Annotated in this window: 20 protein-coding genes; 15 read left to right on the top strand and 5 right to left on the bottom strand. The window is 64.6% G+C overall.

Annotation, left to right across the window (positions count from 1 at the left end):
* Positions 1 to 82: 82 nt before the first annotated feature.
* Positions 83 to 1,333, bottom strand: coding sequence for a styrene monooxygenase subunit StyA (gene styA, locus PMN64_RS04195; RefSeq protein ID WP_411779821.1), 1,251 nt, complete (start codon positions 1,331 to 1,333; stop codon positions 83 to 85).
* A gap of 93 nt (positions 1,334 to 1,426) precedes the next feature.
* Here styA and PMN64_RS04190 point away from each other — a divergent pair, with 93 nt between their 5' ends.
* The 3 genes from PMN64_RS04190 to PMN64_RS04180 all read left to right on the top strand — a co-directional run bounded on the left by PMN64_RS04190 (position 1,427) and on the right by PMN64_RS04180 (position 4,010).
* Positions 1,427 to 2,323, top strand: coding sequence for a LysR family transcriptional regulator (locus PMN64_RS04190; protein ID WP_411779820.1), 897 nt, complete (start codon positions 1,427 to 1,429; stop codon positions 2,321 to 2,323).
* Between the two features lie 23 nt (positions 2,324 to 2,346).
* Positions 2,347 to 2,658 carry a hypothetical protein gene (locus PMN64_RS04185; protein WP_411779819.1) on the top strand — a complete coding sequence of 104 codons (312 nt, stop codon included), beginning with the start codon at positions 2,347 to 2,349 and terminating at the stop codon, positions 2,656 to 2,658.
* Between the two features lie 146 nt (positions 2,659 to 2,804).
* A complete protein-coding gene (locus PMN64_RS04180; RefSeq protein WP_411779818.1) occupies positions 2,805 to 4,010 on the top strand; it encodes a GNAT family N-acetyltransferase in 1,206 nt (401 codons plus the stop codon).
* 112 nt (positions 4,011 to 4,122) lie between these two features.
* Here the strand turns inward: PMN64_RS04180 and PMN64_RS04175 are convergent, their stop codons facing one another.
* Positions 4,123 to 5,391: an MFS transporter gene (locus PMN64_RS04175; protein ID WP_411779817.1), complete on the bottom strand. Its 1,269-nt coding sequence runs from the start codon at positions 5,389 to 5,391 to the stop codon at positions 4,123 to 4,125.
* Between the two features lie 452 nt (positions 5,392 to 5,843).
* Between PMN64_RS04175 and PMN64_RS04170 the strand changes: the two genes are divergently transcribed.
* The 8 genes from PMN64_RS04170 (at position 5,844) to ptsN (ending at position 15,629) form a co-directional block, all read left to right on the top strand.
* A complete protein-coding gene (locus PMN64_RS04170; RefSeq protein WP_411779816.1) occupies positions 5,844 to 8,627 on the top strand; it encodes an autotransporter outer membrane beta-barrel domain-containing protein in 2,784 nt (927 codons plus the stop codon).
* Between the two features lie 230 nt (positions 8,628 to 8,857).
* Positions 8,858 to 9,472 (top strand): ribonuclease D, encoded by a 615-nt coding sequence (locus PMN64_RS04165; protein WP_304497924.1) that lies wholly within the window; start codon positions 8,858 to 8,860, stop codon positions 9,470 to 9,472.
* 154 nt (positions 9,473 to 9,626) lie between these two features.
* A complete protein-coding gene (gene lptC / locus PMN64_RS04160) occupies positions 9,627 to 10,355 on the top strand; it encodes an LPS export ABC transporter periplasmic protein LptC (RefSeq protein ID WP_411779815.1) in 729 nt (242 codons plus the stop codon).
* Positions 10,356 to 10,360: 5 nt separating this feature from the next.
* The gene (locus PMN64_RS04155; protein ID WP_051002757.1) at positions 10,361 to 11,083 is read left to right on the top strand and encodes an LptA/OstA family protein; all 723 of its coding nucleotides are present in this window, start codon (positions 10,361 to 10,363) and stop codon (positions 11,081 to 11,083) included.
* Positions 11,084 to 11,425: 342 nt separating this feature from the next.
* Complete coding sequence (gene lptB / locus PMN64_RS04150; RefSeq protein ID WP_028341724.1) at positions 11,426 to 12,406, top strand: LPS export ABC transporter ATP-binding protein; 981 nt, start codon at positions 11,426 to 11,428, stop codon at positions 12,404 to 12,406.
* Between the two features lie 89 nt (positions 12,407 to 12,495).
* Positions 12,496 to 14,151, top strand: a complete 1,656-nt coding sequence (gene rpoN, locus PMN64_RS04145) for an RNA polymerase factor sigma-54 (RefSeq protein WP_038382655.1) — start codon at positions 12,496 to 12,498, stop codon at positions 14,149 to 14,151.
* Positions 14,152 to 14,336: 185 nt separating this feature from the next.
* Positions 14,337 to 14,936, top strand: coding sequence for a ribosome hibernation-promoting factor, HPF/YfiA family (gene hpf / locus PMN64_RS04140; protein WP_028337939.1), 600 nt, complete (start codon positions 14,337 to 14,339; stop codon positions 14,934 to 14,936).
* A 231-nt stretch (positions 14,937 to 15,167) separates the two neighbouring features.
* The gene (ptsN, locus tag PMN64_RS04135) at positions 15,168 to 15,629 is read left to right on the top strand and encodes a PTS IIA-like nitrogen regulatory protein PtsN (protein ID WP_016843543.1); all 462 of its coding nucleotides are present in this window, start codon (positions 15,168 to 15,170) and stop codon (positions 15,627 to 15,629) included.
* Between the two features lie 206 nt (positions 15,630 to 15,835).
* On the opposite strand, the gene PMN64_RS04130 is transcribed toward ptsN, so the two are convergent.
* Positions 15,836 to 16,474, bottom strand: coding sequence for a TetR/AcrR family transcriptional regulator (locus PMN64_RS04130; protein ID WP_411779814.1), 639 nt, complete (start codon positions 16,472 to 16,474; stop codon positions 15,836 to 15,838).
* A gap of 336 nt (positions 16,475 to 16,810) precedes the next feature.
* Between PMN64_RS04130 and PMN64_RS04125 the strand changes: the two genes are divergently transcribed.
* From PMN64_RS04125 to PMN64_RS04110, 4 genes are all read left to right on the top strand, one after another.
* Complete coding sequence (locus PMN64_RS04125; protein ID WP_411779813.1) at positions 16,811 to 17,614, top strand: SDR family NAD(P)-dependent oxidoreductase; 804 nt, start codon at positions 16,811 to 16,813, stop codon at positions 17,612 to 17,614.
* Positions 17,615 to 17,650: 36 nt separating this feature from the next.
* Positions 17,651 to 18,781, top strand: a complete 1,131-nt coding sequence (locus PMN64_RS04120) for a DUF5938 domain-containing protein (protein WP_411779812.1) — start codon at positions 17,651 to 17,653, stop codon at positions 18,779 to 18,781.
* Positions 18,782 to 18,904: 123 nt separating this feature from the next.
* Entirely contained in the window at positions 18,905 to 20,437 is a 1,533-nt protein-coding gene (locus tag PMN64_RS04115) for an AMP-binding protein (protein WP_411779811.1), read from the top strand.
* A 106-nt stretch (positions 20,438 to 20,543) separates the two neighbouring features.
* Positions 20,544 to 20,891, top strand: a complete 348-nt coding sequence (locus PMN64_RS04110; protein ID WP_411779857.1) for a DUF6665 family protein — start codon at positions 20,544 to 20,546, stop codon at positions 20,889 to 20,891.
* A gap of 79 nt (positions 20,892 to 20,970) precedes the next feature.
* Here PMN64_RS04110 and PMN64_RS04105 read toward each other — a convergent pair whose 3' ends face one another.
* A complete protein-coding gene (locus PMN64_RS04105; protein ID WP_016843536.1) occupies positions 20,971 to 21,240 on the bottom strand; it encodes a DUF1150 family protein in 270 nt (89 codons plus the stop codon).
* A 50-nt stretch (positions 21,241 to 21,290) separates the two neighbouring features.
* A complete protein-coding gene (locus PMN64_RS04100) occupies positions 21,291 to 21,716 on the bottom strand; it encodes an Hsp20 family protein (protein ID WP_028341717.1) in 426 nt (141 codons plus the stop codon).
* Positions 21,717 to 21,724 lie beyond the last annotated feature (8 nt).

The following is a 21,724-nucleotide window of genomic DNA, read 5'->3' as shown; positions in this document are numbered from 1 at the left end:
CGTGTGGCTCGAGCGATGGTTTTTCGGCAGGCAGCTGCCTGGTGCAAGTGGACCGTACGGCCGGCTCGCGATCATTGTTGCGTCAGGCGGCGAGCGGCGCGCGCCTGTCGATCCAAGCGTGGATGCGCTTGTCGGTCGCGACGCGATCCCACTGGCGCTCCGGGTAGTTGAAATTATCGGTGAACTCGTCGCAGAGTTCTCGGTCCTGCGCCATGGTGAGGATCAGCCGACCCATCGCCTCGGACGGCGGCCGCAGCATCAGATTCGTCCAGCGCGCAGCCGCGAACACGCGATTTTCGCGGGCGCGATCCACCTCTTCAACGAAGCGAGCGTCGAAGGCCACCGTTTCCACGATCGCCTTGCCGAGTTCGAAGGCGGCGTAGGAGGCGATGTTGGCGCCTTGGCCCATCAACGGGTCGACCACTGAATGGACGTCGCCCAGCGCGACGGCGAATTTCTCGCCATCGACGGCGACCGATGACTGCCGCACGGTCGGCACCACCGCGCCTTGCAGCAGGTCGAGCGGCTGGGCAAGCCCGAAGCGATGGGTATCGATCCGGTTGTAGGTGTGCGGATGATGCTTTTCCAGCTTGTCGAGAATTGTCTGGCGGAAGGCTGCAGGGTCCGCGTCGTAGTTCAGCGAGACCAGATCGGCCATGTCGCCGCCGGGAATGTTCTCCATCAGGAGCGCTGTCTTCATGCCGTTGAATGACAGCGTCGGAATGACGATCATCTCGCCATGTCCGGGCGACACCGAGAGCGTGACACCGCGCGGGTCGTCACCGTTCGGGCTGCCGTGATCGACGCCGTCATAGATGCCCACGCAGAGCAGGCGCTGTGGCTGGCTGTAGGGGGACAACTCCGGCCGATGGGCGAACATTCGCCCGAGCGCACCCTTGCCGGTCGACACGACGAGAAGGTCAAAGCGTGAAACCAGAGCCGGGATGTCGTCGTCCTGGATGCTGGCATATTCGATGCTGCCGCCGCGATGCTCGAAATCCTTCATCAGCGCGGGCAGGTACATGCGGTAATCCACTGCCCGGCTCGGCTTCTTGAACGCGCCGCGAAACAGCAGCCCGTTGCCTGGGAAATTAAAGAAATGGTCGTGGTGGTGGTAGATCGTGGCCGCGTCATCCCAATGGTTCACGCCTAGCTCGTTCTCACGCGCGATGGTGACGCTGTGATGGGCGACCGTGTTCATCAGCCGTGCCGAGGCGTACTGCTCCGGAGTGCGGTCGGTCAGCACCGTCGCCTGGATCCCGTGCTGTTGCAGATAAAGAGCCAGATGCAGGCCGCCGATTCCGGCGCCGACGATCCCGATCGATTTGTTCATTGTTGATCCTCCCTGGTTACCGAGAGGCTAGACCGGATCGACTGTGCTCATGTAGGGAATGATAAGAATATTACAAATTCCTGGGAGGAATGCATGGATCGGATCGATGCGCTGCAAACCTTCATTCGCGTGATGGAGGCCGGCAGCTTCAGCCAGGCCGCGAGCGATCTGGGCCTCGGACAGCCGGCCATCAGCAAGCGCGTGGCGCTGTTGGAGGCGGAGTTCGGCTGCCGGCTGTTCGTCCGCACTACGCGCAAGGTTCGTCCGACGCCGGAGGCCGATCGCGTGCTCAAGCTCGCCAAGGACATCGTCGCGCTGTTGGAAAGTGCCAGCACGCCGGCGCAGAGCCGGGTTCGCGGTCCGTCGGGGACCTTGCGGATCACTGTGCCGACCTCGTTCGGTCGGTATTTTTTCCGCGGCATTTTCGCGGAGTATCTTCGCCGCTATCCCGACGTGCGGCTCGATGTGAGCTTCACCGAGCAGTTCGTAGACCTGGTGGAGACCGGGACGGAACTGGCAATTCGGATCGGAATGCTGAACTCCAGCTCGCTGGTGGCGCGGCGCGTCGGCACCATCAAGCGCCTCCTGGTGGCGGCCCCTTCACTGCTCGCACGGCATCAAGCCCCGCTCCTCCCCGACCATCTGCGCCGCATGCCGAGCGTAACGTATTCGCGCTTGTCGCCGCGGAACCAGTGGACGTTCGAAGCCGAGACCGGCCGCCATGTGGTCGAGATCGCGCCGTCCATGACCTGCGACGACGCCGACGTGATGACGCTCGCGACGGTTGAGGGCCTCGGCGTCGCGGTGCTGCCAAGCTGGTGCGCCGTCGAACACATCGCCGCAGGCCGGCTTGTTCATCTGCTGCCGGATTATGCGGTACCATCGCTCCCGATGCATCTCGTCTATCCTGACCCGCATTGGATGTCGCACCGCGCGAGACTATTCCGCGATCTGATCATTGAGCGTGCCGACATGTTTGCGATTGGCTGAACACGTCGGCCGATGCTCGGAATTTGAGAACGCCGGCGATCGCCGCCGCCGCAGAGACTGAGCCCAGCCCGCCCGACAGCTGCTGCACCGAGGCCGAGATCGCGCTGAATGGCGTCGGCAAGCGCAGCCTCGAGCCGCTGATGGTCGGCCTTCGGCCTAGGCTCGATCGCAATTTCGATCATGCCGGGCTGTACCAAGTGATCCGCCATCGCAGCTTGATATCACGAGATGAGCCGTGGCGGTGTGTTGACCACGTGGCCGCCGAATACGTGCTTCCGTTGTCAACATGGAGCCTGAAGGCAGGTGTATCCGAAACGGAAACGACAGCTTCATGACCAACGAATAAACGATGGAGGTAATCCCAGTTCTCTGGTCCTGCGGCATTTTTGCCAATTTTGTCCCGACATCGAATTACGCTCAGATCGGCGCCGACTGGACGGCCTCAGCCCGCTGCGACTATACACCACGACAGAGCTTGGCGATGATCGCGATCGAAAGCCGGACGGCGCGAGCAACGCGCATCGCCGCCGTCGACGTCGTCCACGATCTCGACGCCGCCGAGACGATCTGGCGGAGTCTTGAGAACTCGAGTCATTCCATCACGCCCTTTCAGCGGTTCGACTTCCTCGCCCCGTGGCAGCGTGAGGTCGGTGAGCGCGCGGGACTGTCGCCTTTCATCGTTATCGCGCGTGACGGCGATGGCCAAGCACGGGGCTTGCTGCCGCTTGCTCTGCAAACGGCCTTCGGCGTGCGCCGCGCGAGCTTCATGGGGGGCGAGCACGCAACCTTCAATATGGGCCTGTGGGAGCGCGGGTTCGCTTCCGGTGCCACGAAGGCCGATCTCCACGCATTCATGGCGATGCTCGCCAAGCGTGACAAAGTCGACGTGCTGGCGTTGCGCCAGCAGCCGGCGCAGTGGCGCGGCGTGCAGAACCCGCTGGCGCTGCTGCCTCACGAGCCCCTGGTCTTGAACTGCCCGATGCGCACAATCGAGCCGGGCGCAACGGCCTTGAACCTGGTCGGCAATCTCTCCCGCCGCATGAAGCTCAAGCAGCGCAAACTGCTGGAGCTGACCGGCTACCGCTATCACGTCGCCTCCGCTGATGCCGACATCGACCGCCTGCTCGACTGGTTCTTCCGCGTGAAGTCGGAGCGGTTGGCCGAGCGGAAGCAGTCCAATGTGTTCGCCGAACGCGCCGTGGAGAAATTCATCCGCGCCGCCTGCATGACAAGGCTGTCCCACGGCGGCCGTGTCATCGAAATCCATGCGCTCGAATGCGACGAGGAAGTGATCGCGATCTTCGCCTTGGCTGCCGATGGCCACCGCTTCTCGACGATGTTCAACACCTACACTTTGTCAGGCAGCGCGAAATTCAGTCCCGGCCTGCTCTTGATGCAGGAAATCATCCATCATTTTGCCGGCCGGCACTATCGCGCCTTCGACTTCGGCCTCGGCTCGCATGACTACAAGCGGCTATTCTGCAAGGACGACGAGCCATTGTTCGACAGTTTCATTCCGCTCACCAGGCTCGGCCGACAGGCCGCCGGAGTGATGTCCGCGGTGGACCGCACCAAGCGGTTGGTGGAACACCACCCGAAGCTCCGCGGCGTTGCGCAGCGCCTTCGCAAGGTCTTGCTCGACAAAGCATTCTGCACAATTCCTCTCGTTTCCTTGCTTCAAATGTAGCTGCCGAGCTTCGTCAACCGCGGAGGTCAAGCATCCGCGGCGGCTAGCCGGGACGCGCGCAGGCCCGAGCCTGCGTCCCAGCCCGTGTAGCCGGAACGAGCGGCGCCTGCCGTCACACGATCCGCCGGCCCGCGCGTCGCGCGATCGGCCGCTGCACGAAATACATCGCGATCATCGAAATAATGGTGGTTGCGACGACGATGTAGCCCAGCCGGTCGAAATGCAGCAGCGAACCGTCGGGATTTTCCGCGATGATCGCCGCCGCAAAGACCGAACCCAGCCCGCCCGACAGCTGCTGCACCGAGGCCGAGATCGCGCTGAACGATCCGCGCTGGCTGGCGTCGGGAATCGCCGACATCAGCGCCTGGGACGGGATCATGCGCGAGAAGATGCCGATGAACATCAGCACATTGACCACGATCGCGGTCAGCAGCGAGACGTGGCCGAGATTGGTGTAGATCAGCACCATGATCACCGTCACCACGCAGCCGAATGCGAAGGTCGGATATTTGCCGAACGCATCGCTGGCGCGGCCGACCAGCGGCCCGATGATGATGCTGAACAGGCCTGAGACGAGATAGATCGTCGGCAGGTGGACGATGTCGATGCCGAGATTATGCACGGTGAAGGCGCTGCCGAACGGCATCAGCATGAAGCCGCCGGTCGCGAGCAGCGTCGTCACCAGGAAGGCCAGCGTATAGCGCGGCTGGCCCACGGTTGCGATCAGATGGCGGAACGGATTGCTGTCGTGCTGCAATTTGAGATGGGCATCGACCGGCTGCATCGCGATCGCAATCGCCGCGATCGCGGCAATCGACAGCCCGACGATGGCCACGAAGCAGATGTGCCAGTTCCAGTGATTGGCCAGGAACAGGCCGGCCGGCACGCCGAGCACCTGGCTCGCGGCGAACGCCGTCTGCAGCACCCCCATCGCGCGGCCGCGCTGTTGCAGCGGGAACAGGTCGGTGACGATGGCGAGCACCACCGAGCCGATCACCCCGCCGAAAATGCCGGTGACGATGCGGCCGAGCAGCAGCACGTGAAAATTCTGCGCCAGCGCGCAGAGAACGGTGCCGAGCATGAAGCCGACATAGAAGAACAGCAGCAGCCGCTTGCGGTCGAAGCGATCGGCAAAGCCGGCGGCGAGGACGCCGGAAATACCGGCCGCGAACGCGTAGGCCGAGACCGCGACGCCGAATTGCCCGGCCGTGATGTTCAGCGACGGCATCAGGATGGCGCCGAGCGGCGACATGATGATGAAATCGAGGATCAGCGTGAATTGCGTGAAGGCGAGCAGCGCGATCAGGAACGATTGGTAACGCGAGAAGCCACGCTCCTGCTGGTCGTCGTCGATCGGCGCAGCGATGGTCTGGTCGGACATAAGGCTCATTTCATTGGGGAGGCCGGTGCTGGCCGGCAACAGATAGGGAGGGCGCGGTCGGATTTCATGGGGCACGCGGGCAACAGTTCCCTCGAAATCGAACGCGTAGCGGCAATGACTTGGCCCCGACCTGGCCGCGTGCCCACATCGAACTTGGCGAGAAAATGGGGGCAGCGGCGCGCCCGAGACGCCATGGCGATTGTTTCCGGTTGTGTCGGTCGATAACTGCAACGGGTGAATGCTGTACTTCACAACCTTGGAAGAGTACGCACGTCAAGCGTGTGAATCAGACCGATGCATCTAATGGTTCCGTCTGTGGCGGCTGCGCAACAGGTCGCTGCAAATCGCTTCAAGCTTGAACGGAGCGGATCAGCGGAGCTGAGAGCGGGGCGGGGGTAGCAGATGGCGGCGAGGCCGGGGGCTCGGCTTCGCGCCGACGGTGGAGTAGGGGCATGGTTTCCTCGCGGCTCGCGGCGATCCTGTCGTGCACGGCCTTGGGTGGCGGTTGTCTGTTGTCCACGTCGCCGGCGTTTGCGGCCTGCGACAGTCTCGCGCCGGCGAGCGGGCAGACGGTAACCTGCTCGACCACAGCGCCGAATCCCTCGCCGACCGGCGTGCAGGCCGTTGCCGGCAGCTCGAACGTCACCGTGAACGTGCTGCAGGGCGCCGGCATCACGCCGGGCGCCGGAGCGACCGCGATCGGCCTTGTCTCCAGCAGCGCCGCCACCAACAACGGCACGCTGACCATCAGCGGCGGTGGCACCGGCATCTTCGGCAGTGGCGACGGCAATGTCTTCACCAACGGCGCGTCGGGCGTGATCACGACCTCGGGCGCCGGCAGCAATGCGATCGCCGCCAGCAGCAACGGCAACACGCTGATCAACAACGGCGCGATCACGACGCAGAACGGCACCTCGCGCGGCCTTGCCATCACTGGTCTCACGCAGCACAACAACAACACGCTGATCAATACCGGGACGATCACCACCCAGGGCCCGCAATCGCACGGCCTTTTTGTGCAGACCGGCGACAGCAACACCTTCACCAATAGCGGCACCATCACCACGGCCGGCGCAGGCGCCCGTGCGATCTTCTCCGCCGGCCAGTTTGCGACCATCACCAATACCGGCACGCTACTGACGACCGGTGGTGACGCGGGCGGCACCGCCAACAACACCGTGTTCATGCAAGGCAATGCGGGCGTGTTGCGCAACAGCGGCACGATCGAGGCACGCGGCGTCAATGCCGACGGCGTGTTCTCCAACACCGCCGGATCGTCGTTCACCGCCCGCATCGAGAACCTCGCCGGCGGCAAGATCATCAGCCAGGCGGGACCCGCGATCCGCACGCTCAACGGCGCCACCACCATCGTCAATGCCGGCCTGATCGCCGGCAACGGCGGCACGGCGCTCGCGGGCGGCGGCGGCGCGGTGACCATGATCCTGCAAACCGGCTCGCAGATCGTTGGGCTTGCCGATGGCGGCGGCGGCAACAACCAGGTGCGGCTGCAAGGCAGCGGCACGGTCGACAATGCGTTTGCGCGATTCCAGACGCTGACGATGGAAGGCAATGACTGGACCTGGGCCGGTACCGGCACCTTCGCCAACACCTTCATCAACAGCGGTTCGCTGACGCTGCAGACGTCGCTGACCGGCAATGTGACGATCGCGGCCGGCACCAGCCTGCTGGCGGGCAATGGCGCCAATCCGTCGATCACGCCGTTTCCGGGTGGCCCGCCGATCACCGTCACCAATGCCGGTGTCATCAACCTGACCAATGGCGGCGCCATCGCGGCGAACAGCCTGACGATCGCGGGCAACTATGTCGGCAATGGCGGCGGGCTCTATCTGCGCACCGTGCTCGGTGGCGATGGGTCGCCGTCGGATCGGCTCGTCATCTCCGGCGGCAATGCGTCGGGCTCGACCGCGGTGACCGTCACCAATGCCGGCGGCGCCGGCGCACTGACCACCGCCGACGGCATCATGGTGGTGCAGGCCGTCAACGGCGGCACCACGGCCGCGGGCGCATTCGGCCTCTCCAACGCCGTCGTGGCCGGCGCTCACGAATATCTGCTGTTCCGCGGCGGCGTCTCCGCCGGCAGCGCCAACAACTGGTATCTGCGCTCGACATTGTTGCCCGGCACGGCCTCGCCTGCGCCCCCGGCTGCGCCTGCACCGGCGCCGCCTTCATCGCCCAACGTGGTGCCGCCGCCTCCGGGGCTGCCTGCCGAGGATCTGTCGTCGCTGACGCCGCCGCCGGCAGGCGCCGCGCCGGTCCAGCTCTACCGTGAAGAGGTGTCGGTCTATTCGGCGCTGCCGCAGGTGGCGCAAAAGCTCGGGCTGGCGACGCTCGGCACCTTCCATCAGCGCCAGGGCGGTCAAGCCTTGCTGACCAGCGGCGGCGAACAGCCGGCGGCGTGGGCGCGTGCCTACGGCTCGCACAGCTCGCAGAGCTGGGCCGGCACGGTCAGCCACGCCTTCGACGGCACCATGGCCGGCGTGCAGGTCGGCGTCGACATCCTGCGCTTCCAGTCCGCGCCCGAGCATCATGATCGCGCCGGATTCTTCTACGCGTATGGCTGGGCCAGCGGCACCATCAACGGCTTCGCGCTCGGCCTGAACGACGTCCGCACCGGCACGCTCTCGATCGACAGCCAGAATATCGGCGGCTACTGGACCCATGTCGGCCCGTCGGGCTGGTATGTCGACGCCGTGCTGATGGGCAGCTTCTACGGCGCAAGCCCGCAGTCGGATCGTCAGGTCGGCGCGCGGGTGTCCGGCACCGGCGTCGCTGCATCGCTGGAAGCCGGCGCGCCGATCCCACTGAACAGCTTTCTCGCGATCGAGCCGCAGGCGCAGCTGATCTGGCAGCGGCAGTCGTTCGACAGCTTCAACGACATGTTCTCGAGCGTCGCGCTCGGCAGTGCCGATACGCTGACCGGGCGGCTTGGCGTGCACATTCCGGCAACGTTCGTCGTCGGCATGGCCGAATTGCGTCCCTATCTCGAGGCCAATCTCTGGCACACGGCCGCGAATGACCGCAGCATCGCGTTCGCGACGACGGACCTGATCGGCGTGCAAAGCCGCGGCACCGCCGTCGAGATCGGTGCCGGCGTCTCCGCGCAGCTCAATCGCACGATCAGCGCCTATGCGAGCGCCGGCTACACGACCTCGGTGGACAGCCTCCATCGCGAGGATATCACCGGCCGCTTCGGCCTGCGCGTCAGCTGGCAGTGATGGCACGCCCTCGTGGGGCGCGCGCGGCGGGATAGCAACCCATTGTCTCCGCTGCACAATGGCGGTACACCCTGAACTATCTGTGCCGGAACAATTAAGGATTCCCGCTGCTCGTGTCCGGTCCTGACCGGCCCCGATGCCGGTGCGATCCGAAGACTGGCGCATGCTCGCCTGTCGGCGGATTGGACGGTAGTTTATTCCGACGGCGATTCGACGAGGTTTTTGACAGCATGACCATCCGCCTGCATCGCGGCGACCTGCCCGATCTGTCCCGCTACACCGACTCGGTGGCGATCGACACCGAGACCATGGGGCTGCATCCGCACCGTGACCGGCTCTGCGTGGTGCAGATGTCGAACGGCGACGGCACCGCCGACGTGATCCAGATTCCGAAGGGCCACACCGATTCGCCGAACCTGAAGGCGCTGCTCGCCAATCCCGGCATCACCAAGATCTTCCATTTCGCACGGTTCGACGTCGCGGTGCTCTACAACACGTTCGGCGTGATGCCGACGCCGGTCTATTGCACCAAGATCGCTTCGCGGCTGTCGCGCACCTACACCGATCGCCACGGCCTGAAGGATCTGGTGCGCGAGGTGCTGAACGTCGAATTGTCGAAGCAGCAGCAGTCGAGCGACTGGGGCGCGCAAAGCCTCAGCGAGGCCCAGCTCGCCTACGCCGCCTCCGACGTGCTGCACCTGCATGCGCTGCGCGACAAGCTGAATGTCATGCTCGCGCGCGAGGGACGGACAGATCTCGCCCAGGCCTGCTTCGACTTCCTCCCCGCCCGCGCCAGGCTCGATCTCGACGGCTGGGAGGCCGAGGACATTTTCGCCCATTCATGATGCGCGCCGAATTCGTCGCGGCCGGGGCAGTTCCGCCCCGTTTCGGCCAAACTGTTCACGCGTGGTCCGGTGCGGGGGCGCGAGGCGAGGTCCGGGCTGCATATTTGGGCGGCTCCGGCTAGAATAGGGGCAGTTTCGCGCCTCTGGAGCTCAGGTGAATTCGGTTCAGAATCCAGCCTATGTCACGGGCCTCGAGGCGCGCTTTGCCGCCGCCGCGCGGCACAGCCGCATGGTGCGGATCCTGCGCGTCGCGGTGCCCGCGATGGTCGGGCTGGCGATGGCCGTGGTCATCTACATCGCGCTGTTCAATCCGTTCCACGACCTGATCCCCAAGCTGCCGCTCGAGATGGATAACCTCGTCGTGTCCGGCACCAAGATCACGATGGAAGCGCCGCATATCGCCGGCTTCTCCAACGACGGACGGCCTTACGAAATGTGGGCCAAGGCGGCGATCCAGGACGTCACCGATCCTGACCATGTCGAGCTGAAGACGATCCGCGCGAAGGTGGCGCAACAGGATCAGTCGACGGTGACGATGGATGCGCGCACCGGCTTCTTCGACAACAAGAAGCAGCTGCTCGACTTGCGCCAGGACATCTTCCTGCAGTCGTCCACCGGCTATGAGGCCAGGCTGACGCAGGCCTTCGTCGACATCAACAAGGGCAACGTATCGTCGGACGAGCATGTCGACGTCAAGCTGCTCGACGGCACGCTGACCGCCGACAGGCTTCGGATCTACAACAGCGGCGAGCTGGTGCGGTTCGAAGGCAATGTCGTGATGAATCTCGACAAGCTCGGCGACAACAATGCCGCCCCGCCGGCCGAGCCCGCTCCACCGCCGCCGCCGTCACCGAAGCCACGCAAATCCGCCAACACGAAATGATTTTGATGATGAGACGTTTTCCGCACGGCATGGCAATTGCGGCGTTCCTGTTCGCGCTTTTCGCCGCGAGTGCTGCGTTCGCGCAGGGCTCGATGAGCGGCGTGCCCAACGCCATGCAGGGCTTCTCGCAGAACCGCGACCAGCCGATCCAGATCGAGGCCGCCTCGCTGGAAATGCGCGACAAGAAAAAGGAGGCGACCTTCGCCGGCAATGTGAAGGTCGTGCAGGGCGACACCACCATGACGTCGAAGACGCTGGTCGTGTTCTACGAGGATAAATCGACCCAGGCGCCGGCGCCCGCCCCGACCGGCACCAAGGGTGCAGCCGCCAAGGGCGCCGCGCCGATGCAATCGGCAACCCCGGGCCCCGGCGGCGCCTCCTCGATCAAGCGGCTGGAGGCCAAGGGCAATGTTGTCGTGACCCAGAAGGACCAGGTCGTCACCGGCGAGACCGCGATCTTCGACACCAAGACCAATTTGATCACGATGCTCGGCGGCGGCGGCAGCCAGGTGGTGCTGACCCAGTGCCAAAATGTGCTGCGCGGCGACCGCCTTTTGGTCGACATGACCACCGGCGTCTCGCGCGTCGAAGCCGACAATGGCAAGGTGCAGGGCCTGTTCATCCAGTCGCCGGGCGGACAGAGCGGCAAGTGCGGCGCGCCGGCCGCCCCGGGCTCCGCCCCGGCCCCGTCGCCGCTGCAGCTGATTCCGGGCGGCAAGTCCAAGTAAGCCTCACGTAAGGTCAAGCAGAATCAATTGGTTAGATAATATTCTGCGGCCGCGAGGTTGAAGCCGGCGGGGCGAGACTGTATCTACTGCAGCGGCTCGGCCGAACAATGCCGCCTCGAGGGGATTATGTTGGCCGGGACAGGGGCATCCATTCATTCAAGGCGCGGGTGATCGCGCTTTGCCGTGTTGTTCGAGCATGATCTCCGCGCAAATGCGTCCGCTTTTGTCGCGCGGGAAGGCCGGTATTCAGATTTCCGGCTCATGCTTGCGGCGTCGCATGCGAATCGATCGATGCGCAGGCAGGGTCGCGGGATCACCGTGAAAGGCTGAAGCGAAGCGGGGATGGTGGATTTTCTCGGCATGTTCCGGCGGCGCTCTGCGAAACGCAGTACCGGATTTGCGCGCTCGCATGACGACATCACGGCGCTCGACGACCAGTTCGGCGAGATGCTGACGTCTCCGGTGCGTGATGCGCCGCCGATGGCGCGCGCCGCGTCGGCTCCCGGCGTCGAGCTGCCGCGATCCCAACCGGCAGCAGCACCGGCACGTGCGAGGCCGGCCAGGAACAGCGCGCCCGCCGCGCCGCAGCTGATCAAGCGGCCGGGCTATCTGGCTGTGCATAGCGTGGAAAAGAGTTTTGGCAGCCGCCAGGTCGTGCGCGGCGTCAGCATCTATGTGCGGCGAGGCGAAGCGGTCGGCCTGCTCGGGCCCAACGGCGCCGGCAAGACCACCGTGTTCTACATGATCACCGGGCTGATCAAGGCCGATCGCGGCGCCATCGAGCTCGATGGCCACGACGTCACCAAGCTGCCGATGTATCAGCGCGCTCGCCTCGGCATCGGCTATCTGCCGCAGGAAGCCTCGATCTTCCGCGGCCTGTCGGTCGAGCAGAACATCCGCGCGGTGCTCGAGGTCGTCGAGCCCTCGAAGAAGAAGCGCGAGCACGAGCTGGATTCGCTGCTCGACGAGTTCAACATCACGCGGTTGCGCAAGAGCCCGTCGATCGCGCTGTCCGGCGGCGAGCGCCGCCGCGTCGAGATTGCGCGCGCGCTGGCGACGCGCCCCAATTACATGCTGCTCGACGAGCCGTTCGCCGGCATCGACCCGATCGCGGTCGGCGACATCCAGGACCTCGTCCGCCATCTCACCAACCGCGGCATCGGCGTGCTCATCACCGACCACAATGTCCGCGAGACGCTCGGCCTGACCGACCGCGCCTACATCGTCTATGCTGGTGAAATCTTGACTGAGGGAAGCCCGGAGGAGATCGTTAATGATCCCGATGTACGTCGGCTTTACCTTGGCGAGGAATTCCGCCTCTAGCGCTATTTTCCGATCCGTCAAGCCGTGTACAAGGGCTTCGGACTAATATAAGCAAGAATCGAGCCAACTTTAGGATCGTTCTTGCCTCCATGGCGCTGACCCAAAGACTAGAGTTCCGCCAGTCGCAGTCGCTGGTGATGACGCCGCAGCTGATGCAGGCGATCAAGCTGCTGCAACTGTCGAACCTGGACCTGTCGGCCTTTGTCGAGGAAGAGCTGGAGCGCAATCCGCTGCTGGAGCGGGCCGCCGACGGGCCGGAGCCGCCGGTGGCGGGCGAGCCGGCCATGGAGCGGCCGGACTACGGCGATTCCGACGGTTCCAGCAGCTATGGGGACGATGGCGACGTTTCCGACATGGCCGCCGGCCCAGGCGGCGAGGCCGCCTTCGAGCCCGGCCAGGAGGAATGGCTGAACCGCGACCTCGGCAGCCGCGCCGAGATCGAGCAGACGCTCGATACCCGCCTCGACAACGTGTTTTCCGAGGAGCCGGCGGAAGCGGCGGCGCGCGCCGCACAGGATGCACCGCCATCGGTCTACACCGAATGGGGCGGCGGCGCCTCCAGCGACGACGAGTACAATCTCGAAGCTTTCGTGGCCGCCGAGCTGACACTTGCCGACCACCTCGCCGAACAACTCGCGGTGGCGTTCTCGGCGCCGGCGCAGCGCATGATCGGGCAGTATCTGATCGACCTGGTCGACGACGCCGGCTACCTGCCGGCCGATCTCGGCCAGGCCGCCGAGCGGCTCGGTGCGTCGCAGCAAGCGGTCGACGAGGTCGTCGCGGTGTTGCAGAAATTCGATCCGCCGGGCGTGTGCGCGCGAAACCTGAGCGAATGCCTCGCGATCCAGCTGCGCGAGCTCGATCGCTACGATCCGGCGATGCAGGCGCTGGTCGAGCATCTCGACCTGCTCGCCAAGCGCGACATCGCGGCCTTGCGAAAGCTCTGCGGCGTCGACGACGAAGACATCACCGACATGATCGCCGAGATCCGCCGGCTCGATCCGAAGCCCGGGCTGAAGTTCGGCACTGCGCGGACGCAAACGATGGTGCCCGACGTCTATGTGCGTCCGGGTCCCGACGGCGGCTGGCATGTCGAACTCAACAGCGACACTCTGCCGCGCGTTCTGGTCAACCAGACCTATTACGCTGAGCTGTCGAAGACGATCCGCAAGGACGGTGACAAGTCGTACTTCACCGACTGCCTGCAGAACGCGACCTGGCTGGTCCGCGCGCTCGATCAGCGCGCCCGCACCATCCTGAAGGTCGCGACCGAAATCGTCCGCCAGCAGGATGGCTTCTTCACTTATGGCGTCGCGCATTTGCGGCCGCTCAATCTGAAGGCGGTCGCGGACGCGATCCAGATGCACGAATCGACGGTGTCGCGCGTCACCGCCAACAAATACATGGCGACCAATCGCGGCAGTTTTGAATTGAAGTATTTTTTCACCGCCTCGATCGCGTCGGCCGACGGCGGCGAGGCGCATTCGGCCGAGGCGGTGCGTCACCACATCAAGCAATTGATCGACGGCGAGGCGCCGTCGGCAATCCTGTCCGACGACACGATCGTGGAACGTTTGCGCGCCTCGGGCATTGATATCGCCCGCCGCACCGTCGCGAAATATCGCGAGGCGATGCGGATACCATCCTCGGTGCAGCGCCGCCGTGACAAACAGAGCATGCTCGGTAATGCCCTTTCGGCCCCTGCCTCCTCGTCCGACCGGTCGCGCGATACAGCCCCCGTTTAGGTTACTTCTTGAGCGTGACCCCATCCGGGTACGGAGCGGGCCATGCGCTCGTTGCGTTCGCGCCAAATCGGGATAGTCTCAATCTTTCCAGGTCGAGCGTCGTTCAGAAAGGGAGGTAACCGGAAGCCCAGCAAGCATCATGCTCCTGCAAGAGTGATCGAGGCATCCAGCAATTGAGGCATCAAATGACCCTTCGAATCTCGGGAAAGAGCATCAGCATCGGCGAGGCGCTTCGCGCGCGCGTCAGCGAGCGCACCGACGAGGTCCTGCGAAAGTATTTTGATGGCAACTATTCGGGTCACATCACGCTGAGCAAGGATGGCTTCGGCTTCCGAACCGATTGCGCGCTGCATCTGGATTCCGGCATCACGCTGGAAGCCGAATCCAACGCCACCGATGCCTATGCCAGCGCCGACGCCGCGCTCTTGATGATCGAGAAGCGTCTGCGCCGCTACAAGAGCAGGCTTAAGGATCGTTCCGCCCGCAAGACCTATGCCGCGACTGCCGCGCTTGCCGAATTGAATGGCGTCGGACTCGACGCGCCGAGCTACGTCATCGAGGCGCCCGAGAACGAGGACGAGGTCACCGAATACAGCCCGGTGATCATTGCCGAGGCAACCACCGCGCTGAAGCGGCTGTCGGTCAGCGAAGCCGTGATGGAGCTCGATCTGACCGGCGCCTCCTGCCTGGTGTTCCAGCATGGCGGCAGCGGCCGGTTGAACATCATTTACCGCCGTACGGATGGCAATGTCGGCTGGGTCGATCCGCCGGCGGTGAGCCCTTGAGGATAGTTGGCAGATGGCATTGACGTCCGAAGCCAGCCCTGCTTATGGTCCGCCGCCTCCAGGAACAAGGGGGGCGGAACAGGGTTCGCAGGTGTTGGCACCGCCGATACGTTGGAGTAGAAGCCCTGCCAACCGGACCCGGGCTAAGCCTGCATCCCACCTCATCTTCTTGACGCCGCCGCTGTAAAGCCTATTTCGCAACCTGACGGTCATTCACCTCGGAACGTCCCAATGCCGATTACCGATCTGGTCGCACCCGAGGCGATTCTCCCGGCTTTGAAAGTCATCAGCAAGAAGCAGGCGCTGCAGGAACTCGCTGCGCGTGCCTCCGCTCTGACCGGGCAGAATGAGCGCGCCATCTTCGAGGTGCTGCTGCAGCGCGAGAAGCTCGGCACCACGGCGGTCGGCTATGGCGTCGCCATTCCGCACGGCAAGCTGCCCAAGCTGGAGAAGCTGTTCGGCTTCTTCGCCCGCCTCGAGCGCCCGATCGATTTCGAGGCGATGGACGGACAGCCGGTCGACCTGATCTTCCTGCTGCTGGCACCGGAAGGCGCCGGCGCCGACCATCTCAAGGCGCTGGCGCGGATCGCCCGCCTGCTGCGCGACCAGGACGTCGCCAAGAAGCTGCGAGCCTCGCGCGACGCCCAGGCGATCTACTCGGTGCTCGCACTGCCGCCGGCGAGCGCGGCGTAGTCATCCGCATTCGCGAATTCGTTCGCGCAACTGTCACCAAGACATAGACTGCGCGCCACGCGGTGACGCATATCAATGCGCGATCGTTTCAATCTCCGTAGCCCGGATGGAGCGAAGCGCAATCCGGGGAAATCTCGCAACTGGCGCGAATCCCGGATTTCGCTGCGCTTCATCCGGGCTACGAAGCTGCGTATCCCGCAATTCTCTCAACAGATCGTCGGCAGCAGACGGCGGACTTCGCCGAGCAGATCGGGCACGGCCTTCTCGTCATTGGCGAGATGCCGGAGCAGCGCGCTCTGGAACAGGCCGTCGAACAGCGCGTAAAGCGCTGCCGGCGACGATGCCGGGCGCTTGTTGCCGAGCTCGGCGTAGCGTGTGGCGATGCGCCAGATCATCGCTTCCAGGCTCTTGTCGATCTCGAGCACGTCCTTGCGAAACGCAGGCTCGAACATCGCCTGCGAGCGCAGATCGTACCAGAGCCGATGCATGCGCGCTTCGTTCTCGAGCGTGGCCGCGAGCTTGGCGAGGAAGCCTTCGGTCAATTCGTCGCGGCTGCGCGCTGTCGTCACCACCTCGTCATAGCGCGTCACGCATTTCGCCTTGTAGTGACGGACGCAGCAGCAGATCAGGTCGAGCTTGTCGCTGAAGTAGTAGTGAAACACGCCGTGCGTGAATGCGGAGTTCTGCGCGATCTCGCGCAGGCTGGTGCGCGCGAAGCCGAGCTCGCCAAGCGTTTCCAGCGCGGCCTCCGCGAGCTCGACGCGCCGCGCGTTGAACTTCTCGTCGCGCAGCGCCTCGGCCGCTACAGCCACCCGTTGGGCCGCCCCTGTCGCTTGCCGCGCCATTCCGTGCCTTCCCTCTACTTCTTCCCTCGAGCAACTATACCGCGGCGACCGCGGCGCGCTCCATCTCTTCACAATCATCCTCTTTGACACTTGTCAAATTCAGACTTGACAAGTGTCAAGTTTCTGGACGAGGGTTGGCGCAATAATTTGGACAACCGTCAAGACGGCTGACCAATCGCCAAACCAGGAGGAGATGCACCGCCGGGCGCGCCAACGCTGCGCCCCGCTGACGCCGGCCGCCACCACCAGTGCACCCAGAATGCGCAGACCGCCGGCCCATGCTGCCGCGGCCAACGGCACGCCGATCAAATCACCAAGCAAAGGGAGGACTAAGTGATGAGTGGGAAGAGCCTTGAAGGCAGGAAAGCCCTGGTCACCGGCGGCGCCCGGGGGATTGGCGCGGCGATCGCGCAGGCATTGGCGCGGTCCGGCGCCGCGGTCATGATCGGCGATATTCTCGACGACACCGGCAAGGCCAGCGCCGCCGAGATCGCCAAGGCCGGGGTGAAGACCGGCTTCGTCAAGCTCGACGTCACTGACGATGGGCAATGGGAACGGGCCGCCGCAGCGACGGTCGAAACCCTCGGCGGCTTCGACATCCTGATCAACAATGCCGGCATCGAGATCACCTCGCTGGTTGCCGACATCAAGGCCGAGGACGCGCGCCGCATGTGCGACGTCAACATCGTCGGCACCGTGCTCGGCATGAAGCACGCCTTCTGCGCGATGCGGCCGGGCGGCGCCGCGGGCAAGGGCGGCGCGGTCGTCAACATCGCTTCGGTGGCGGCGACGATCGCGTTTCCGAGCATCGCGGTCTATTCCGGCACCAAATCCGCGGTCGACCGCATGACGCGCGTCGGCGCGATGGAAGCCGGCAAGCTCGGCTACGGCGTGCGCGTCAACTGCATCTATCCCGGCCTGATCCCGACCGACATGGGCCTGCAGCTCGCCAATGACATCGTGAAGATCGGTCTCGCGCCCGACGTCAACGCCGCGGTCGGTTCGGTGGTGGAGCAGACGCCGCTCGGCAAGCTCGCGGAGGTCTCCGACATCGCCGACGCCGCTGTGTTCCTGTGCTCGAACGATGCGCGCTTCATCACCGGCATCGGCCTGCCGGTCGATGGCGGCATGGGCATGTAGCAACAACGCCGACAACAAGCATTTCGGAGGATCGCAATGAGCGAGAAGAAGCCCGTCATCGTCTATGGCGCGTCCGGCTATACCGGCCGGCTGGTCTGCGAATATCTGCGCGAGTACAACATTCCCTTCATCGCCGCCGGCCGCAGCGCCGAGAAGCTCAACGCCGCGATGAAGTCGAACGTGGCCGGCATCGAGACCGCCGACTACGAGGTGGTGCCGGTGCCGCACACCGTTGCCGCGCTGACTGAATTGTTCAAGGGCGCCTCGGTGGTGCTCAACACCGTGGGCCCCTTCGCCAAGTTCGGCGGCGAGGTGGTGCAGGCCTGCCTGGCTTCCAGGTGTCACTACACCGACACGACCGGCGAGCAGGACTGGCTGATCACGCTCGAGCAGGAGTTTGGTACGAGGTTCGCCAATGCCGGCCTGTTGCTGGCGCCGGGCATCGCGCAGATGTACACCACCGGCGAGATTGCCGCGCAGCTGTGCCTTGAGACGCCCGGCCTCGACACGCTCGATATCGCCGTGTTCTGGGGCGGGAGCCCGACCATCGCCTCGACGCAGACCATTCTGGTCAACGCCGCGATGGCCAAGGCGTACTACCTGGAGCAGAACAAGTACGTCGAGCATCAGCCCGATGCCGGCCTCTACAACCTCGCCATCCCCGGCCAGCACGAGCTGGCGCTGGCGCTGCCGTGGGGCGGCACCTCGCACCCGGTGTGGTTCAAGCAAGATCCGCGCGTCGCCAACGTGAAGGTGCTGGGCGGCGTGTTCAATCGTGCGCTCATGCTGGGCGTGCCGCAGATCGTCGCCGCCGCGCTGGAGGCGACCAAGGACATGAAGCCCGACGAGCGCTACGCCGCGCTGGCGCAGACCGCTGCCGGCGTGATGAACACCATGCCGCCGCGCGAGAATCCGCGCGTCAACAAGTCGCTGGATTCGGTGTATGCCTCCGGCCCGCTGGGGCGCGCGCACTGCGTCATCTACGGCAACAGCAACTACAAGCAGACCGGCATGCTGCAGGCCTATGCTGCCGCGCACCTGCTGCAGCAGCCGCCCAAGCGCGTAGGCTTCGCCTCCGGCTGTCAGGCGTTCGGCCATCGCGAGCTGCTCGGGCAATTGCGCAGTTTTGGGCTGGTCGGCAAGCCGGTCCTGACCGTGCATGATTGAGCCTGAGCCCCGCTCGGATCGGGGCTCAACACTCCGCTCCCTGAAGCGTTTTCGCTTTGCTCGAAAACGCTCCTCCCGCGGGTGACGCGTTGCGCGTCACCCGCCTCTTGCGCGAGACCTGCCATGCGCTTCATCGATTATCTCGACAAGGGTGCCTCGCTCGGCGCCGACGCGCCGTGTCTCACCATGGACGGGCGCGACCTCAGTTACGGCGAGGTGCAGCGGCTGAGCTATCGCATCGCACGCGGCCTCGAGCGGTCAGGCATCGCTCCCGGCGAGAAGGTCGCGATCCTGTCCGGCAACGATCCGCTCGCTTTCGCCTGCGTGTTCGGCATCTCGCGCGCGGCCGCCGTGTGGTGCCCGATCAATCCGCGCAACGAGGCGGCCGAGAACAAGTTCATTCTCGACCAGTTCGATTGCAACCTGCTGCTGTTCCATTCGAGCTTTGCGCCGATGGTCGACGCCGTCCGGCAGGACCTGCCCAAGCTGCGCGCACTGGTCTGTCTCGACACCGAGCTGCCGTTCGCGCCGTCGTTCGAGCGCTGGCTCGACGACCTTACTGATGATGTCTATCAGCGTGAGACGATCGACGATCTCGCGATGATCCCGGGCACCGGCGGCACCACCGGCAAGCCGAAGGGCGTGATGCTGTCCGGACGCAACATCGAGGCGATGACCGCGCTGACCCTGATGGGTTACCCGTTCAAAGGCCGTCCGATTTATCTCGCGCTGGCGCCGCTGACGCATGCCGCCGGCGTGCTTTGTTTTCCGATCATGACGCTGGGTGGTCGCGTCGTGATCATGCACCACCCTGACATCGGTGAGTTCCTGGCGCTGATCGAACGTTATCGCGTCACCCACACCTTCCTGCCGCCGACCGTGATCTACATGCTGCTCGATCATCCCGGGCTCGATGCGGCCGATCGCAGCTCGCTGCAATGTTTCTGGTACGGCGCGGCACCGATCTCGGCGACGCGGCTGGCGGAAGCCCTGCGGCGGATCGGCCCGATGGCGCAGCTGTTCGGCCAGACCGAGGCGCCGATGATGATCTCGATGATGCCGCCCGCCGATCACTACAATCCGGACGGCACGATCGCAATGGAACGTCTCTCCAGCGCAGGGCGGATCGGCCCGCTGGTGCAGGCCGGCATCATGGATGGCGACGGCAAGCTGTTGCCGGCGGGATCGCGCGGCGAGATCGTGGTGCGCGGCTCGCTGGTCATGGAAGGTTACTACAAGAACCCCGAGGCCACGCGCGAGGCTTCGGCGCATGGTTGGCACCACACCGGCGATATCGGCTACGTCGACGGCGACGGCTACCTGTACATCGTCGATCGCGCCAAGGACATGATCATCACCGGCGGCTTCAACGTGTACTCGATCGAGGTCGAGAACGCGTTGCGTGCCCACGCGGCGGTGCAGGATTGCGCCGTCATCGGATTGCCCGACGACAAATGGGGCGAGCGGATCGTCGCCGTGGTGCAGCCGCGCGCCGGCCACACCGTCGATGCGTCAGCGCTCGCCGCCTTCGTCAAGCAGCAGATCGGCAGCATCAAGACGCCGAAGCAGATCGAGGTCTGGGACGATCTTCCGCGTTCCAAGGTCGGCAAGGTGCTGAAGCCGGACATCCGCGCGCGGCTGGTGCAACGGTTCTGATCCACTTCGCTCGAAAGTGCTTTGTCCCGAACGTGTATTGACAACCAGCCGGTGACGCCAGATGACGGACGCGCGCAACATTGCGCGAGCGAACCAGGGATGGCTGATGTCCCGCGATTTTCGCCTTGATCGCGTTCCCGTCGACGTTCTCGCTTACGAGCTCGCCGAAGAGAGGGCGAGTGCGCTCGGCCGCATGGGTCGCGCGCTGGAACAGGCGCTCGCCAAGCTGCGCGAGTTCGATGCCGCCCATCCGCGCGCTGAAGCACCGGCGCCCACACAACAGGCACGGCGCCTCCTGGTGCGGGAGGCCGGCCATGCGCACTGGATGTTCGTGGTGCAGCGGGAGGCCTGCGGGCTGCGCAACAACCGCATGCTGATGCGCGACTACAACGTGCCCGGCGAGGTGCAGCTCAGCATGGGCCCGCTGCTCGCCACGTCGACCACATCGCCATAAAAAATGCGCGGGCCGCCTCGGTGACGAGGCAGGCCCGCGCATTGAATTCGCGGATGCTGAATTCAGCCGTAGATTTGCGTCAGTGGACGCTGACGGCCTGCAGCTCGTTGCTCCATGCGTTCGCGACTGCGGCTTCGCGGCTGTCGGTCAGCATGATCGGCGTGCCGTCGGCGGCGTGCAGTGCGAACAGTTTGAGGCCCGGCGCGATCTTCGGCGCCTGCGGAAAGAGATCTGGCACGTCCTCGGAGCGGACCTGCTTCACATAGGCGATATGACCTTCACCCAGATGGGCCAGCGCTTCCGGCGTGACGCTCTCGGATTCGATGGTGGTGGTACTCAGTTCACTCATGGTCTCGACTCCTCAGTCAGATAAGCGGTCGAGTCCGCTCGTTGTTTCTATTATTCGTGCTCACTGATAGCGATTGTCTTAATGACCCGTTCAGGTTCCGGCCTGGCCAGGTCAATCGACAACAACCCGTTCTTCAGATCCGCGCCCAGCACCTGCATCCCCTCCGCCAGCACGAAGGTGCGCTGGAAGTGGCGCGCGGCGATGCCGCGATGGATGTATTGCCGAGCCTTGTCGTCCTGCTGGCGGCCGCGGATGACGAGCTGATTTTCCTCAATAGTTACATCGAGTTGGTCACGGGTGAAGCCCGCCACCGCTAGCGTGATGCGCAGCCGTTCAGGCTGCCCGTTGGTACGGTCGCACCGCTCGATGTTGTACGGAGGATAGCCGTCGGCGCCCTTCACGACGCGGTCGAGCGCACGCTCGATCTCGTCGAATCCCAGAAGGAACGGACTGGACAACGATGGAACACGAGACATTACAAAGT

This window comes from Bradyrhizobium sp. UFLA01-814 (assembly GCF_046718885.1).
GTDB lineage: Bacteria > Pseudomonadota > Alphaproteobacteria > Rhizobiales > Xanthobacteraceae > Bradyrhizobium > Bradyrhizobium elkanii.
Note: the sequence above shows the minus strand (reverse complement) of the source record. Positions and strands in the feature narration are given on the sequence as shown.